Annotated in this window: 13 protein-coding genes and 3 pseudogenes; 11 read left to right on the top strand and 5 right to left on the bottom strand. The window is 66.6% G+C overall.

What is annotated here, in order from left to right; translation table 11 throughout:
• Positions 1-2: 2 nt before the first annotated feature.
• Entirely contained in the window at positions 3-1,913 is a 1,911-nt protein-coding gene (locus ABD655_RS05775) for a DUF6541 family protein (RefSeq protein ID WP_344715699.1), read from the bottom strand.
• A 251-nt stretch (positions 1,914-2,164) separates the two neighbouring features.
• Between ABD655_RS05775 and rfbA the strand changes: the two genes are divergently transcribed.
• The 9 genes and pseudogenes from rfbA (at position 2,165) to ABD655_RS16930 (ending at position 8,935) form a co-directional block, all read left to right on the top strand.
• Positions 2,165-3,034: a glucose-1-phosphate thymidylyltransferase RfbA gene (gene rfbA, locus ABD655_RS05770; protein ID WP_344712331.1), complete on the top strand. Its 870-nt coding sequence runs from the start codon at positions 2,165-2,167 to the stop codon at positions 3,032-3,034.
• Positions 3,034-4,032 carry a dTDP-glucose 4,6-dehydratase gene (gene rfbB, locus ABD655_RS05765; protein ID WP_344712330.1) on the top strand — a complete coding sequence of 333 codons (999 nt, stop codon included), beginning with the start codon at positions 3,034-3,036 and terminating at the stop codon, positions 4,030-4,032. The genes rfbA and rfbB overlap by 1 nt, the downstream gene beginning before the upstream one ends.
• 90 nt (positions 4,033-4,122) lie before the next feature.
• A complete protein-coding gene (locus tag ABD655_RS05760; protein ID WP_344712329.1) occupies positions 4,123-5,586 on the top strand; it encodes a hypothetical protein in 1,464 nt (487 codons plus the stop codon).
• Entirely contained in the window at positions 5,583-6,698 is a 1,116-nt protein-coding gene (locus ABD655_RS05755; RefSeq protein ID WP_344712328.1) for a DegT/DnrJ/EryC1/StrS family aminotransferase, read from the top strand. Before ABD655_RS05760 ends, ABD655_RS05755 begins: the two co-directional genes overlap by 4 nt.
• Positions 6,695-7,624, top strand: coding sequence for a glycosyltransferase family 2 protein (locus ABD655_RS05750; protein WP_344712327.1), 930 nt, complete (start codon positions 6,695-6,697; stop codon positions 7,622-7,624). The genes ABD655_RS05755 and ABD655_RS05750 overlap by 4 nt, the downstream gene beginning before the upstream one ends.
• Positions 7,621-8,031, top strand: a complete 411-nt coding sequence (locus tag ABD655_RS05745) for a GtrA family protein (RefSeq protein WP_344712325.1) — start codon at positions 7,621-7,623, stop codon at positions 8,029-8,031. The genes ABD655_RS05750 and ABD655_RS05745 overlap by 4 nt, the downstream gene beginning before the upstream one ends.
• Positions 8,024-8,272: pseudogene (locus tag ABD655_RS16940) on the top strand (LbetaH domain-containing protein); the annotation flags it as partial. The gene ABD655_RS05745 and the pseudogene ABD655_RS16940, both read left to right, overlap by 8 nt.
• Positions 8,273-8,335: 63 nt before the next feature.
• Positions 8,336-8,485: pseudogene (locus ABD655_RS16935) on the top strand (DapH/DapD/GlmU-related protein); the annotation flags it as partial.
• Positions 8,459-8,935: a sugar 3,4-ketoisomerase gene (locus ABD655_RS16930; RefSeq protein WP_378721516.1), complete on the top strand. Its 477-nt coding sequence runs from the start codon at positions 8,459-8,461 to the stop codon at positions 8,933-8,935. The pseudogene ABD655_RS16935 and the gene ABD655_RS16930, both read left to right, overlap by 27 nt.
• Positions 8,936-8,955: 20 nt before the next feature.
• On the opposite strand, the gene ABD655_RS05735 is transcribed toward ABD655_RS16930, so the two are convergent.
• Both ABD655_RS05735 and ABD655_RS05730 read right to left on the bottom strand, forming a co-directional pair.
• Positions 8,956-10,272 carry a hypothetical protein gene (locus ABD655_RS05735; RefSeq protein WP_344712321.1) on the bottom strand — a complete coding sequence of 439 codons (1,317 nt, stop codon included), beginning with the start codon at positions 10,270-10,272 and terminating at the stop codon, positions 8,956-8,958.
• A 61-nt stretch (positions 10,273-10,333) separates the two neighbouring features.
• Entirely contained in the window at positions 10,334-11,806 is a 1,473-nt protein-coding gene (locus ABD655_RS05730) for a hypothetical protein (RefSeq protein ID WP_344712319.1), read from the bottom strand.
• A 234-nt stretch (positions 11,807-12,040) separates the two neighbouring features.
• On the opposite strand from ABD655_RS05730, the gene ABD655_RS05725 reads away from it, so the two are divergent.
• Positions 12,041-13,417, top strand: a complete 1,377-nt coding sequence (locus ABD655_RS05725) for a hypothetical protein (RefSeq protein WP_344712317.1) — start codon at positions 12,041-12,043, stop codon at positions 13,415-13,417.
• A gap of 24 nt (positions 13,418-13,441) precedes the next feature.
• On the opposite strand, the pseudogene ABD655_RS05720 reads toward ABD655_RS05725, so the two are convergent.
• Positions 13,442-13,993 (bottom strand): annotated as a pseudogene (locus ABD655_RS05720) (dTDP-4-dehydrorhamnose 3,5-epimerase family protein); the annotation flags it as partial.
• Between the two features lie 48 nt (positions 13,994-14,041).
• The gene (locus tag ABD655_RS05715; protein WP_344712315.1) at positions 14,042-14,911 is read right to left on the bottom strand and encodes an NAD-dependent epimerase/dehydratase family protein; all 870 of its coding nucleotides are present in this window, start codon (positions 14,909-14,911) and stop codon (positions 14,042-14,044) included.
• 56 nt (positions 14,912-14,967) lie between these two features.
• Here ABD655_RS05715 and ABD655_RS05710 point away from each other — a divergent pair, with 56 nt between their 5' ends.
• Positions 14,968-15,879 (top strand): ABC transporter permease, encoded by a 912-nt coding sequence (locus ABD655_RS05710; protein ID WP_344712313.1) that lies wholly within the window; start codon positions 14,968-14,970, stop codon positions 15,877-15,879.

The raw sequence follows: 15,879 nt of genomic DNA, 5'->3' as shown, positions 1-15,879 counted from the left end.
AGTCACCGTTGGCATGCGACGATCTTGTAGAGCGAGGCGTCGCCCTCCCGGTCGACCTCTGTCACGGCATCCGATTCGGCGAGGTCGACGAAACCGGGAGGCGTGTGATCGGCCCCGTGCACCTCGCCACGACCGAAGTCGAGCACGAAGCCCACGTTCAGCGCATTCACTGCGTCGCACGCCGCACTTGCGGACCCTGCTGAGGCGAGACCATCGTTCAACGCCTGGATGTCGTCGGTGACCTCCATCAGGATGTGCGGCATGAGGACGGGACGGTCAGCAAGGGCATATGCAAGGGACGCACCGGTGTACGGATTGCCCGCGACGAACACTCCAGGGGGAACGTGTTCGTCAAGCCGAGCCAGTATCTCCCACTCGTCGCTGTTGATCAGCGCGGAGTCCTCGTCGAGCCGGAAGCTGCTCTGAGCGGACGCGACCGCGTTGTTCATGGCTCCGACTTGGGTGCCGACCACGCCCGCAACGATCGCAACCGCGATGATCACGTTAGCCAGCGCATTGCCGGCGGAACTCGCCCTCGTGCGGGGGGTACGCCATCGACCCGCAAGCCAATCGCACGACGCTGATACACCGTATGCGCCGAGGGGAACGGAAGCCAAAGGGAGCATCGCGGCGAGTCGAGGAAGATTGTTGTACCAGCTGCCTGTCAGCAGGTCACGCAGCTGCGGCAGGGGAAGTGCCGCAACCACGACAAACAGAATCGCTGCCACTGCGAACATGCCCACGGCGATCAACGACTGCTGAGATGGACGGATGACTGCCCAGAGGAGACCGAGGACTACAGCGAGGGCGGCCAGCACCGCTGAGCCTGAGTACCAGATGCTGACGCTGAGGACCCGCCACACTGCATCAAGCATGCTCGTCTGGAGCGGCCACCCGCGCGCGTCGAGGGGCGGGCGCAATACGATCAGCACGAGCAAGCCGGCGCCGAGGTACACGACGCTTCCGACCGCCACCGCCCACCGGGCGCGGGACGATCGGGATGCCCGCCACTGCAACCACGCGTAGGCAACCGCCATCGGAAATGACAACGCGACCCACGAAACGAACGCACCGGGATGCGCGATCGCAATGCCAGGTATCGCGCCCGCGAGAATTACCCACCACCACCAGGTCGGGAAGCGGCCGCCTCGGTCGCCGGCAAGACCGAGCGCTCTCAGAGTGGCGGTCAGCGCGACCGGCACGAGCGCGAGTCCGAGCTGGTACGGGTACAGGACTCCATAGTCCATTACCAGAAGCGGAAAACTTGGGAAGGCGGCCGCGAGCACGCCGGCCGCGATCGACACCGCGGCGCCAGAGCCGAGAAGCGCGCGGGCCAACAGGATGGCCCCGAGCGGCCAGATCACCGCAGCCGTGACAACCGTGACGGCGTTCACCGCCACAGGTATCGAGACCCCGCTCACCTGCACGACCAGCGAGGTCAATCCGTGCCAGCCCGCCGGGTAAAATCCCAGACCACCAGCGGGATTCGTCATGCGTCCGATCATCAACGAAGACGCGTTCCCCGTGTCAAGTACGTATCTGAGTGCGTTGAGATGAAAGACGTTGTCGAAGCTCTGCGAAATGTTTTCTGCTCCGCCGATGACAGTGAGCACTCGCCAGCAGATCAGGCAGACGGCAAGCGAGAGCCCCGCCAAAAGCCCTGTATCAACGCGGAGCGAATGTCGCGCTCCTCGTGGAGCCGGCGCGAAGACTCTCCTGCGCAGGATCCACAGCACCACGCCGATCACGGCTGAAGCGACGATAACGACGAAGACCGACCACGGGATTCCTACCGCCCCGGAGGCAACGGCGGTGACCCCGATCACGGTCACGGCAGCGGCCGGCGCGATGGCAATCGCCGAAAAGCCGCGAAGCCCCACACCCCAGCACAGCGCACCGCCCACGACGGCCACGATCAGTACGGTGACAAGCACCGCCCACGCAAGATCGAGCCAGGTCACAGGGAGTAGGGCCTTTCACGACGGGCGCCGGCGGGCAAACGCCCACTACAGGATACCGGCGAGATGCGCCGGACTGTGCACAGCCGCCCTCGGCGCACGCGAGGTCGGCTGCGCGCCGGTCTCGTCGCGTGTGAAGGCCGCAACGCAGCGAGCGCCACCAGTCCGTCGGCGGGCGGTGGCGTGACCTGGCAAGATGGTCCCTTGTGAAAGGCATCATTCTCGCAGGCGGCTCCGGAACCAGGCTTCACCCCATCACGCTGGGGATTTCCAAGCAACTCATCCCGGTATACGACAAGCCGATGGTGTACTACCCGTTGTCGACGCTGATGCTGGCAGGGATCCGCGACATCCTGATCATCACGACGCCTCACGACGCGGACCAGTTCGAGCGCCTGCTGGGCGACGGTTCGCAGTTCGGTGTGAACCTCACGTTCGCCCGCCAGCCCTCGCCCGACGGCCTCGCCCAGGCCTTCACGATCGGTGCCGACTTCATCGGCGACGACAAAGTTGCGCTGGTGCTGGGCGACAACTTGCTCTATGGCCCGGGACTGGGGACGCAGCTCAAGCGCTACGCGGACGTCGACGGCGGAGCGGTATTCGCATACTGGGTCGCCGAACCCAGCGCGTACGGTGTCGTCGAGTTCGACCGTGACGGCAAGGCCGTCTCTCTTGAGGAGAAACCGGTCGAGCCGAAGAGCAACTACGCGGTGCCTGGTCTCTATTTCTACGACAACGACGTGATAGAGATCGCCCGCTCACTGGCCCCGAGCGCCCGCGGCGAGTACGAGATCACGGACGTAAACCGCGCGTATCTCGAGCGCTCCGCACTACAGGTCGAGGTCCTCCCCCGCGGCACCGCGTGGCTCGACACCGGAACCTTCGACCAAATGACAGATGCCGGCGACTACGTCCGCACGATGGAGCGCCGTACAGGTCTGCGTATCGGCGTACCTGAGGAGGTCGCGTGGCGTCAGGGTTTCCTGACAGACGACCAATTGCGTGAGCGCGCCACGAAGCTCGTCAAGTCAGGCTATGGCTCCTACCTGCTGACCATCCTTGAGAGAGGCCTCTGATGGCGAACCTGCTCGTGACCGGCGGCGCCGGTTTCATCGGCTCGAACTTCGTGCACCACGTCGTAGACCACACCGACGACCACGTGACCGTGCTGGACGCGCTCACGTACGCCGGCAACCTCGATTCCCTCAGGGGCCTCTCCGAGGACCGCATGACGTTCGTAAAGGGCGACATTACGGATGCCGGACTCGTTGACGAGTTGTTCTCGCAAGCGGATGCGGTGGTGCACTACGCCGCCGAGTCGCACAACGACAACTCGCTGCACGACCCGCGTCCGTTCCTAGACACGAATATCGTCGGCACCTACACGTTGCTGGAGGCCGCGCGCCGACACGACCTCCGCTTTCACCACATCTCCACCGACGAGGTGTACGGCGATCTCGAGCTCGACGACCCCGAACGCTTCACCGAACAGACGCCCTATAATCCTTCGTCGCCGTATTCGTCGACGAAGGCTGGTAGCGATCTGCTCGTGCGTGCCTGGGTGCGCTCGTTCGGTGTGCGTGCGACGATCTCGAACTGCTCGAACAACTACGGGCCGTACCAGCACGTCGAGAAGTTCATTCCCCGCCAGATCACGAACGTCCTGCGGGGTGTTCGGCCGAAGCTGTACGGCGGCGGCCAGAACGTGCGCGATTGGATTCACGCCGACGACCACTCCTCTGCTGTGCTCACAATCCTTGACAAGGGAGAGATTGGCGAGACATATCTGATCGGCGCCGACGGCGAGAAGAACAACAAGGACGTCGTCGAACTCATCCTCGAGCTGATGGGTGAGCCGCGCGACTCATACGACCACGTCACCGACCGCGCGGGCCACGACCTGCGCTACGCGATCGACTCCACGAAGTTGCGCACCGAGCTCGACTGGCATCCCTCGTACGAGGACTTTGAGGCGGGTCTGAAGGCCACGATCCAGTGGTACCGCGACAACGAGAGCTGGTGGGCTCCAGCCAAGGACGGCGTCGAGGCCTTCTACGCGTCGAAGGGGCAGTAGCGCTCGCTCATCCGAGCCTCAGTCCCCCGCACGGCCGACTCCCCCCGGCGGTGCACGACACCTAAACTCTCCCCCGGGAGGACACCCCCTTTGACTGCTTTCCGCGCTCACCGCGATGCGGCGCTGACGCGCCACGCGTGGGTGCCGCCGACAGCGCTGGTCATCGGCACGATGCTGGTCTTCGCGGCGCACTTCCGACCGTGGGAGGTTGCGTTCCTGGAGGAGTGGCCGCTCGCAGCCGACTGGAACGGCAACGGCGGCTGGGCCTTCGCCCCCAACTACCTCGAGTGGACGCTGAGCCGCCCGCTGCATCTGATCCCGTCGCTCATCGGCCTCGCCGTCGCGAACGGTGCGCCGGGGGGCATCTTCCTCATTCTCGGCCTGGTCGCCGCCGCGCAGGTGCCCGTCATCGTCTGGGCCCTCCGACCCGTGTCGCGCTCCATTTGGCTGAGCGGCTCCGTCGCGCTGTTCCTCGCCCTGCACCCGCTCTGGCCGGGTGGGTACCTACAGCGGTTCCTGCCGGCGCAGACCGCGGTGCTCGCGCTGGCGCTCGCCGTCGGCCTGCTGATCCGCTGGCTGCAGTCCGGACGCGTTCGCTGGATCATCTGGGCGTGCGTCGTGCTGCTGCTCGGGTTCCTGGTGTACCCGGGACCGGCGGTCGCGGCTCCCCTGATGGCGCTCGCCGTGGCACTTGTCGTTAAGACCACGTGGAAGCGCCGCATCTGGGCGGTCGCCGCCGTCACGACGACGTCGGCGGTTATGACGGTGTATTCCCTCGTCATCACCCGCCTGATCTCCCCCAGCGGCACGAGCTACGAGATGGGCAACATCGAGGTCGCCGGCGTCCGAAGCCTTCGCGAACTCGTCACCTACGTACAGGCAACGCTGTTCTCGCAGGGCGAGCTGGTGTTGCTCGGCGTCCTCGCCGTCGGAGTCCTCGGTGCGGTCCTCGCGCTCGCGGGCGCGATCCCCCACCCTGCGGGCTGGCTGATCACCGGCATCGCGTTCCTCAGTCCCGTGACGACGATCGTCTACTTCGGTCACACCGGCTGGCTGAGCGACATCGGCCGCCTCGGTTACGTCATCTCCCTCGGACTGTTCGTCGCGCTCCTCGTGTGGCCCATCGCGAGTACCGGTCGCCGCATCCGTCTCGAGGTAGTGCTGGCGGCGGCCCTTGTGGCGCTCTCGGCCATCGGCGGCGCGCGCGGCATCCAGTACTGGCAGCCGTACATCGAGACCCAGCATCGCCTGCTCGATGCGCTCGGCCCCGTCGTCCGCGAGGCCGGCGAGGGCGAGGTTGTCGTGGTCGTCGATCACTCGGGCACGTTTGGGCTCGAGCGCAGCTTCCCCCTGCAGTACCTGGCGTCCGCCTCGCGGGTGTGGAACGACGACGACACACCCGTGTGGTTGTGTTTCGAAGAACCGTCGCCCGTACCCGGAGGTGCGGTGTTGTGCGACCCGGAAGACACGGGCGAAGACCTGCGCCTCATGACGACGCTGGCACAGCCGACCGGGACTGTGAACATCTACATCGGCCAAAAGGAGCCCAAATGACTGAGCAACGCCGCGTCCCGTTCAATGACCTCGCGAGGGGGATGACGCGCGACCGCGACGCCCTGCTGGACGCGACGGCCGCAGTGGTCGACTCCGGCTATGCGGTCCTCGGCGCACAGCACGCCGCATTCGAGAGGGAACTCGCCGCCTACCTCCGAGCCGGCGACGCCGTGGGCGTCGCGAACGGCACGGACGCCCTCGAGCTCGCGATCAAGGCTGTCATGCCTCAGGGCCGGAGCGTCGTGCTCACAGCCGGTAATGCCGGTGCCTACACGTCAACTGCGACGGTGCGCGCGGGATACACCCCGCGCTACGCCGACGTCGATCCGCAGACGCTGTGCCTGACCGTGGCGACAGTCTCCGACGCGCTCACGGACGCCGTCGGCGTCGTCGTCGTCACCCACCTGTACGGCTACCTCGGTGACGCCGCCGCGTTGCGCACCCTCTGCGATGAGAGAGGCGTTGCGCTCGTCGAGGACTGCGCGCAGGCCATCGGCGCGGTCCGCCCCGATGGCCACGCGTCGACCTTCGGTCACGCTGGCACGTTCAGCTTCTACCCCACCAAGAACCTGGGCGCCATCGGCGACGGCGGGGCCGTCGTGCCCGCCTCCCCCGAGATAGCGGCGCGCGTGCGCCAGCTGCGGCAGTACGGCTGGGACGGCAAGTACAACGCCGCCCTCACCGGCGGAACGAATTCGCGCCTCGATGAGCTGCAGGCGGCGTTCCTGCGTATCCGGCTCCCGCTCGTCGACGGGTTCAACCAGCGTCGCCGCGACATCATCGCCCGCTACCGGGATGCCACGACCGGCCTCGATCCCGAGCTGCTGACCGTGCTCCCCGCCGACGGTGTGGAGCACGCCGCCCACCTCGCGATCGCCCGCAGCTCGCGTCGCGACAACGTACGCGCACAGCTCGCCGGCGCCGGCATCCCCACCGACATCCACTTCCCGCTGCCTGACTGGGAGCAGCCTGCCTTCGCGCGATTCGCGCCCCAACAGGACCTGCCGAGCACCACGACCGCGTGCGTCGAGATCCTCAGCCTGCCTCTGTTCCCCGAGCTCACCGACGGCGAGGTCGAGACGGTGTCGGCCGCCATCCGGAGCCTGACGTGACGGACTTCTCGATCGTCATCCCCGTGTACGGGAACGAGGAGAACATCCCCTCCCTCCTGGCTCGGCTGACCGAGCTGATGAGCGATCTGCCCGCGCAGAGCGAGGTCGTCTTCGTCGTCGACGGCTCCCCCGACGGGTCGTATGCCGCCCTCGCAACGGCGCTGCCCGACGCCGCGTTCCGATCGCAGCTACTCCAACATTCGCGCAACTTCGGCTCGTTCGCCGCCATCCGCACCGGCCTGGCCGCCGCGAAGGGCGAATCGATCGGCGTGATGGCGGCCGACCTGCAGGAGCCCGCCGAGCTCATGGTCGAATTCCAGCGCGTGCTCGCCAGCGGCGCCGTCGACGTGGCGGTGGGGCGACGCGTGGCACGCAGCGATCCTGCGCTCTCGAGCCTCGGGTCACGCACCTTCTGGAGCCTGTACCGGCGCACGATCGCTCGCGACATGCCTCCGGGCGGGGTCGACGTGTTCGGCTGCACCCGTGCCGTCGCGCAGGAGCTCGTGCAGCTCGACGAGGCCAACTCGAGCCTCGTCGCGCAGCTGTACTGGGTGGGCTTCCGCCGCGCCGAGATCCCCTACAGCCGCCAGCTACGCGAGCATGGCAAGAGCAGCTGGACGTTCCGCAAGCGTGTGAAGTACCTGCTTGACAGCGTCTTCGCGTTCACGAACCTTCCGCTCGACCTTCTGCTCATCACCGGCGTGTTCGGTACGGCGGTCGTGGTCGTCGTGGCGGCGGTGATCCTCGGCTTCTACATCGCCGGTGGCATCACTGAACCGGGGTATGTGCCTCTCATGCTCACGATCCTGTTCTCCACATTCCTGACCATCACCTCGATCGGCATCGTCGGCGCCTATGTGTGGCGCATCTTCGACAACACCAAGCGCCGACCGTCCTCGATCGTGATGAGCCGCGAGGAGTGGTGAGCGAGGACCCGCGCCAGGGACGATCGACCCGAGCCGCCGCCTGGCGCTTCCTGATTGTCGGCGGAGCGAACACGGTGGCGACGACGGCCCTGCTCATCGGTCTGAGTTATCTCATGCCCAGCTGGCTCGCTTACACGATCGCGTTCGCGGCCGGCCTCATCTTCTCCACGGTCTTCGCCGCCCGCTGGGTCTTCACAAGAGACGGTTCGCACCGCGCGGCCCTCGTCTACGCGCTCTGCTACCTTGTGATCTACTTCGTCGGCCTGCTGGTGATCGCGGGGATCCGCGCGCTCGACTGGCCCGAGTACTTGAACGGGCTGAGCGTCATCGTGACGGCGCCTCTGGGTTTCGTCGCGGGACGGATAGTGTTTCGAGAGCGCCAACGTGAGGAGCCCGCTGATGGCTGATGATGCCGGTTATTTCGTCCACCCCCAGGGGATCTGCGAGAGCGTACACGTGGGTGACCGCACGCGCGTCTGGGCGTTCTCCCATGTGCTGCCGGGCGCCATCATCGGCGAGGACGTCAACATCAACGACCACGTGTTCGTCGAGAACGACGTCGTTATCGGCGACAGGGTGACGCTCAAGTCGGGCGTCCAGGTGTGGGACGGGATCCGCCTCGGCGACGACGTTTTCGTCGGCCCGAACGCGACGTTCACAAACGACCCGTTTCCACGAAGCAAGCAGTACCCCGAGTCGTTCGCCGAAACCGTGATCGAGGACGGCGCCTCGATCGGTGGCGCCGCCGTCATTCTTCCCGGCATCCGCGTCGGCCGTCGCGCGATGATCGGCGCCGGCGCCGTCGTGACCAAGGATGTGCCTCCGTACGCGATCGTGGTGGGTAACCCCGCACGCATCGTCGGATACGCCGAGACCGCCAACCCGACCGCGTCGAAGCCACCCACGGCGACCGCCCCAGAGGGCATCACGCCACTGCGGACCGTGAGCGATATCCGCGGCGATCTGCTGCCCATCGACCTGCCCGGCGACCTTCCCTTCGCGCCCCAGCGCGTGTTCTTCGTGCACGGCGTGCCTTCCAAAGAGGTGCGCGGCGAGCACGCCCACCGGCAGTGCGAGCAGTTCCTGGTCTGTCTCACAGGCAGCGTCTCGTGCATCGTCGACGACGGCACCAGCCGCAACGAGTACGTGCTCGACGATCCCTCTCTGGGCCTGCACATGCCTGCGATGACGTGGGGCACTCAGTATGACTACAGCCCCGATGCCGTGCTCGTGGTGTTCGCCTCGCGCCCGTACGAGGACGCGGACTACATCCGCGACTACGAACAGTTCCTCGCCCTCGCCAAGGGCTGACCGGGGGGAACGTCGCGCGGCTAGCGCGTCGCGCAGTCCGCGGCGTCGATCACGGGTCCGGGTGGGAGGGCGTGGGTCAGCGCCTCCACGCCGGCTAGGAAAAGAGCGACGGTCAGCACGAGCCCGCACGCAACGGCCACGACCGTGCCACGTGAGGGAGCGCTGAACCGCGCGGTCGCGGGAACGGTGGCCACGACCCCGATCAGCCCGACCAGCACGAGCGGCAGCGCGAATCGCGTCTCCGGCGTCGAGAAGATCAGTGTCCCCAGCGCGCCGGACCAGAAGCCGATCATCGCGAGGGTCGTCACGAGCCTGCGGCGATCGGAGCGCGCCCGGATCGCCGCACGGACGAGCGCGACCACCCCGAAGGCGGAGACGGCGATGACGAGGAGCGCCATGACGAGGGATCCTTCACCGGGCGAGTTCTCATAGGGCGTCGCGAACGACCAGTGCAGATTCGCCGCCGCCTTGCGGGTCATGAACCAGAGAGAGTCGGGCAGGTGCTGGAACGCCGAGGCCACGACGCCGAACTGGTTGTGCGATACCGGATCGGAGACGAGTTGAGCCGCATAGGCGGGATCGCAGTACCACTGCTGGGGTCGTTGGTCGGCGAAGGCCACAGTGTCGTAGCGCAGCGTGTACGGCGCAGGTCCCGCCTGCACTGAGCTCAGCGGGATGGTCTCGGGAGGCACGGGGCTCCACTGTGCCCATACCCGAACGTTGAGCATGACCTGAGGCAAGAACCCCACGAGAACCCCGGGAACAGCCAGGGCAACGGCCCTGGGATGGGCGATGAGCAGCACCCCGATGGCGAGCAGGATCGGCGCGATCATACCGGGTCGAAGATTCACCGCAGCCGTCAGGGCGAGCCCAGCGAGGCAGAATGCCCACCACCTGCGACCCGCGACGAGGCCGTAGAATCCGGCGAGCGCAAGCGCTACCGAGGAGATGTCGACGAGCGGGAACGGCGCGAATCCAGAGATGAGGAACCCACCGAGCAGAGCCGACACCCACACTCGGAGGGCCGGCGGAGGAGCCGACGGGTCCGACGAGAACACGCCGGCGAGCCGGGGCAGCAGCACGGCCGCGACCACGGCGCCGACGGCGGCGTTCCAGACCAGAACCGTCCAGACGGTTGAGCTCGGCCCGATGGCGGCCGTGACGAGCGCCGGCACCAGGTAGACGAGGGTCGTGAGCACTCCGCGCGTGGGCAAGCTCCCAGGCAGCACGGGACTCTCGCCCGCCACGAGCGCCACGGCGCCGCCCCAGTACTGGGCGGCGTCGTACACGAACTCAGGGGCGGTTCCGTGGATCCCGGCGATCAGGAAGGCAGCCATCCCCGCGAACAGCGTGTGCGGGATGGCGCGAGGTCTCACTCTCGAGAGCGCTACCCCGGAATCAGTCATCCGACCCCGGGACGCCGATGTAGATGTCGACGTCTCCCGCAGGGACGCTGAACGAGTTCACGAGACGCATCTCATCGCCGGTGTCTTTAGGATCGCACGGCGCCGCGCCTGCGAGAGCCGGGTCTTCGGGCAGGTAGCACAGCCACACTCGGGTCGCGTCGTCGTTCATGATGTGCGATGCCGAACTGACGTAATACTGCGGGAGCGTGTACTCCGACCCGTATGTGCCCGAATGGTCGACGACGATGACGATCTCATCCCCCTCGGCCTCGTGGACCACAGGGGCGAGCTCGGCGAAGAGCTGGTGCTGCAGGGCGATGTATGGCTGCCAGTGCTGGACACCGCGCACGGCTCCGAGAAGGGTGAACAGCACCAGCACGGCCGCGATCACAGCCTCGAACCTCGGTCGGCGCCCGATCGACATCATCGGCCACACGAGCAGGGCTATTCCGAGGCCGAGGGAGGTCGCATAAGCCACACGCTCGATATCCTGCAGCCACGCCAGGTTGCCGAAGAAGACGACTGTGCAGACAGGGCTGACGACTGCGGTGCCTGTCATGAGCCATCCTGCCCAGTGCGGGATCGATCCCGTCAGCGCCAGGACCCCGCCGAGGGCGGCGATGGCGAGCACCCCCGCCACGACGAGAAGCCCCTGCCCCAGCAACACCGTCCCGACGTGCGCCACGATGTCGCGCGCGCCGCCGACGGATCCGGCGGCGAAGTTCCCCGCCTCGTAGGTTGCCCCACCGGGCACGAGGAGCCTCGCAATCACCAGCGAGTACACGGTCACGACAGCAGATGCACCCGTCACCACCACGACCGCGATGACACGGCGGGGCCAGGACGCCTGCACGGCCAGTGCGACGACCACCGCCATGAGAGGTGCAGCGACCGCCGGTCCGGGATAGCACGACATTCCGAGAGCGAGCGTGACGGCCGTCCACACGATCCATCGCACGCGACCCTGCTGCAACCAGCGGATCAGCAGTCCGGCGGCGAGGATGAGAGCGAGCGCCGCCGTCTGGGCCGGGAGGAAGCGCTGCAGGAAGCCACCGGGCCACAGCGGGTGCAGCGCGATGAACAGCGCGACGGCGCCGCTGATCCAGAAGGACCTGCTCAGAGTGCGCAGGGCCCAGACCACTGCCAGGAATTGACCGGCGGCGACGACGCCGAGCACGAGGAAGATCCCCCAGGGGGCCCCGCCGGTGATCGCCAAGCCGAGCGCCGTCGGCACGAGGTGGAGAGGGCGACTCAGTGACCACTCAAAGTAGTTGGCGGCGAAAGCAAAGCCTCCCCTGTCCATCCACAATTCGGCCAGAGGCCATTCCTCCAGGAATGCGCCCTCCCACGGGCGGAAGTGCATGGCGAACGCGACGAGCGCGCCGACGACGATCAGCGCCGGATGCAGCCACGGAAAGCGGCTAACCGCGGACGTGACGGTTGGGGACGAGGACAGGGACGACACTTCATCAGCCTTCGGGATGGGACGTGCATCGTCGACGACGACAGTACCGGCGTGCCACGCCTCGGAGCGCCTGGCGCGGCCCGCGCGTTCGGGATCGTGAATCACAACGTGCCAGTCTGCCAGACGCGACGCGCACCCCCAAACGGCGACTGCTCCACGCGCGAACCACGGCTCGCACAGTGACCGCTGAGCGGCCGGATAGTCTTTCGTGAGCGCGGACGAGAGGAGATGTGGATGCCCGACGACGCTGGAGCCGCTCGGCGATTCCCGCACACCCTGGTCGCCGGACTCGTCGTCTTCGCCCTGCAGTGGGTGCACGGGCCCGCCCAGGCGTTCCTATACGACGCCGTTCAGTACTGGGGCGCGCCGATCGCGTTGCTGACAGGTGGCAACGTCTCCGACGCTGGGGTCCTCCAAATCCGCGGCGTCCTCTCCTCGATCGTCTACCTCCCGCCCGCCCTCGCTACGACGATCTTGGGGCCGAGCACGGCAGTCTGGACCGTGCTCGTCTGGAACTCGCTTCTGGCCAGCGTCATCTGCGTCATCCTGCTTCCCCGCATCGCCGGGCTCATCACGCCGGGCGGGTTGGTCATTCGCATCTGGTTCTCCGCGCTCGCCGGGGGCGTGGTCCTCTCGGGCTTCGCCCGGTATCCTCACCTCGACGTCTGGTCGGCCGGGCTCGCTCTGGCGGGCTTCCTAGGGCTGGCCTCTAGTCGTCGCTGGTGGACGATAGCCCTCAGCGGTCTCTCCTTAGCCGTCGCGCTCAATCTTCGGCCTTCATACCTGGCTCCGGTCGCCATAGCGGCTGTCGTCCTTCTGATCGCCCGTCCGCGCCTCGTACTGTGGGCGGTGCCCGGCGCCGCCGTCGGCCTCCTTCCGCAGTTCGTCTTCAACATCACCACACTCAGCTCGCTCAGCCTCAGTCCCGTTGCGACGTCGTACCTCCTCCAGGTGCAGTCCGCGCAAGCCGCCTTCGCCGTCAGATACGACACCGTGGCGTTCGCGGACCGTCACCCTCAACAGTGGTATTGCGACCCGGCCTACGCTCGACTACTCGCGGGGGACGTCGAGCCGACGAGCCCCGTCGGCGTCCTGTCCTCTGCGATAAGCCACCTGCCGCACTCGCTCTGGTTCTTCAGCCAGAAGGCCGGGGCGAGCCTCCAGTGGTCCTTCGCCACACCCATGGAGCATCCGCCCGGCGGCGGGACGAGCCTGATGACGTTCGTGGTCGTTGGGTTGTCGGCATTCGGTGTTGTCGCGCTCATCTGGCAAGCCGTCACCTTGAGAGCACAGCGCGGCCCGCTCCTGAACGCGCTCGCGCTCGTCGGCTTCTGGATCGGGGCGCTCGGCACGCTCGTGCTGTCGACACCCGAGACCAGGTTCGCGCTTCCGCTGGTCCTCGTCGGAATCGTCGGCCTGCTCACGGTTCTGCCTCCCACGCTGCGCCCCACAGCCCCACGCGCCGCAATCGTGGCCGCCTTGGTGGTCGCGGTGGCCCTCGCGGTCGGTGTCTTCGCGATCGGCAAGGCGGGCCTCGCTCACCCGCTGCCGCCGGGTCCGCTCACGAGCGAGACCCAGTGCGCGGCCATGGATGCCGAGCGCGGGGAGTAGCCGTCAGGATCGCCGCGCGGCGGCGACGTCTGCCAAACTCGGGTGCGTCTGGTCCTTCTCGGAAAGTTCTGCCTCTGCGAGCGCGATGGGCCACGGGATTGCGATCTCTTCGTCCGCGAGATTGAGGAACGTGTAGTCGCTCTGCGCTGCCTCGCTCCAATGGTCGTTCACCAAATAGGTGTATGCCGTATTCGGTTCGAGGGTCTGGTAGGAGTTCCCGACACCCCGCGGAACGTAGATCGCCGTCGCGGGATCCAGCTCGGCGGTGAACACCTGTCCGAAACTGTCGCCGGAACGCAGGTCCACCCACGCGCCGAAAACGCTGCCGCAGGCGATCGAGATGAATTTGTCCCAGGGCTCAGCGTGGATGCCGCGCGTGGTGCCTGCCGCATCGTTGAACGAGATGTTGTTCTGCACCGGCCCGAAGTCGGGCAAGCCGATGGCCAGCATCTTCGCGCGCTGCCAATTCTCCTTGAACCACCCTCGGTTGTCACCGAAGACCGGCAGATCGACCAGGAGCAAGCCCGGGATGGGGGTCGCGTGTGCGCGCAGCTGCTTTCCATAGAGCATAGACATCGCCGCCCAGCATACCGGGCGCGGCATCCGCGCCGGAATCGACGCCGTTCAGGCTCCGCCGGGCCGGCTCGCCATCAGCTCGGCGACACGGGTGGCGTCGCCCCACACCGCAGGTGAGTCGTAGGCGCGGTCAGGGAAGGCCCCGTACTCCAAGCGAATCGGAAGCTGGTTCTCGGCGATGAAGCCCTCGACCTGCTCGGCGAGACTGACTGGTATACCGGAACTGCAGTTGATCACGCCGGTGACACCCGGCGTGGTGGAAACAACTGCGATCTGATCCGCGAGCTCGGCGACATCGATGAAGTCGTATCGGTTCTTGCCGGTGGTGAAGGGCATTGTGGGCCTGCCTGCGTCCACCGCTTCGAGTAGCCGAGTGAAGATCGAGCTGTTGTTCCGATCGTCGCCGAAAATGTAGTAGCAGCGCAGCCACGCGAGCTCGGTGGTTTCAGGCACGGCGAGCGTGAGGGAGCGCCGAAGAGCGTCCTTCGCCACCCCATACAGTGACCGAGGGTTGGTGGGCGTGTCCGCATCGATCGCACCCTCCCAATAGCCCACCTCGTGCATCGTGCCGAGCACAGCGAGACGAGGAACACCGGCTGCCGCGAAGCCGGTGAGCAGCCGGAAGTGATCGGAGAGGCGCAACATGTGCGAGGCGGCGTTGTGCGTGAACCCGTCCTGCCAAGCGAGGTGGACGACGGCGCCGATGTTTTCGGAGAGTAATCCGGCGGGGTCGACGTCGGGGGCAAGAACGTCGATCTCCACGATTCGCGCGCGCGAATCGACACGACCCGCGGCACCCGGGCGCACGACCGCGACGACTTCGTATCCCCGCTCGAGGAGCGCGGTGACCACGTGACGGCCGACGTATCCTGCCGCCCCGGTGACCAGCACGGACAATCGTTCAGAGGGGTTTGCCATGGTAGGCCAAGTATATTCGTTCCTGTGATTTCACCCTGCCCAACCCGAGGCGCGCGATGACGGTGGAGGAGCGCTTCGCTCGCCTCGACGCGCTGCCGATGGTCTCCATAGGCACCACTGATACCAGGCTGTCCGCGTTGCCCCGCAAGGTGCGCGAGATCTACGCGAACCGCCAGCTTCTGCTGCTCCTGACGCGACGCGACCTCGAGGTCCGCTACCGCGGCAGCTTCCTGGGGTTTCTCTGGTCGCTGATCAAGCCGCTCATCATGCTCGCGGTGTACTACGTGGTCCTGGGTCAGGTGCTGGGGGCGGCCAAGGGGATCGACGGGTTCGGCATCTACGTGTTCTCGGGGCTGACGATCTACATGCTGTTCGCCGACTCGATCGGAGCCGCCGCCGGGTCGATCGTCGGCAATGCGGGCCTGGTCAAGAAGATCTATCTCCCGCGCGAGATCTTCCCGCTCGCTGCCATCGGCGGTGCGATCTTCATGTTCGCAATGCAGCTTGTGGTGCTCGTGGGCGCGATCGTGCTGCTGCAGCAGTGGCCCGACCCCACCGGACTGGTGTACTTCCTGCCATCCGTCTTCCTGGTCCTCGTCTACGTGCTTGCCATCGGCCTGCTCCTGTCGGCGATGAACGTCTATCTGCGCGACATCCAGTACCTCACTGAGATCCTGCTCGTCCTGATGATGTGGGGCTCACCCATCGTCTACTCGTGGCAGATGGTCGCCGGTGTCATCGAGGAGTTCAACCTGCCCGCCTGGCTGCTCGAGGTCTATACCAACAACCCGCTCACGCTCGCAGTGCTCGGGTTCCACAAGACCATGTGGGGCGCCGGCACGCCCGCGGACTATCCGCCGGACCTCGCCCTGAGAATGGCGATCGCCGGTGCGATCGGGCTCGTGGTGCTGCTGTTGTCTCATCTGGCCTTCCAGCGCATGCAGGGCAACCTCGCTCAGGAGCTTTGA

Source organism: Microbacterium terregens (assembly GCF_039534975.1).
GTDB lineage: Bacteria > Actinomycetota > Actinomycetes > Actinomycetales > Microbacteriaceae > Microbacterium > Microbacterium terregens.
This window is presented reverse-complemented; position numbering and strand designations above follow the sequence as displayed.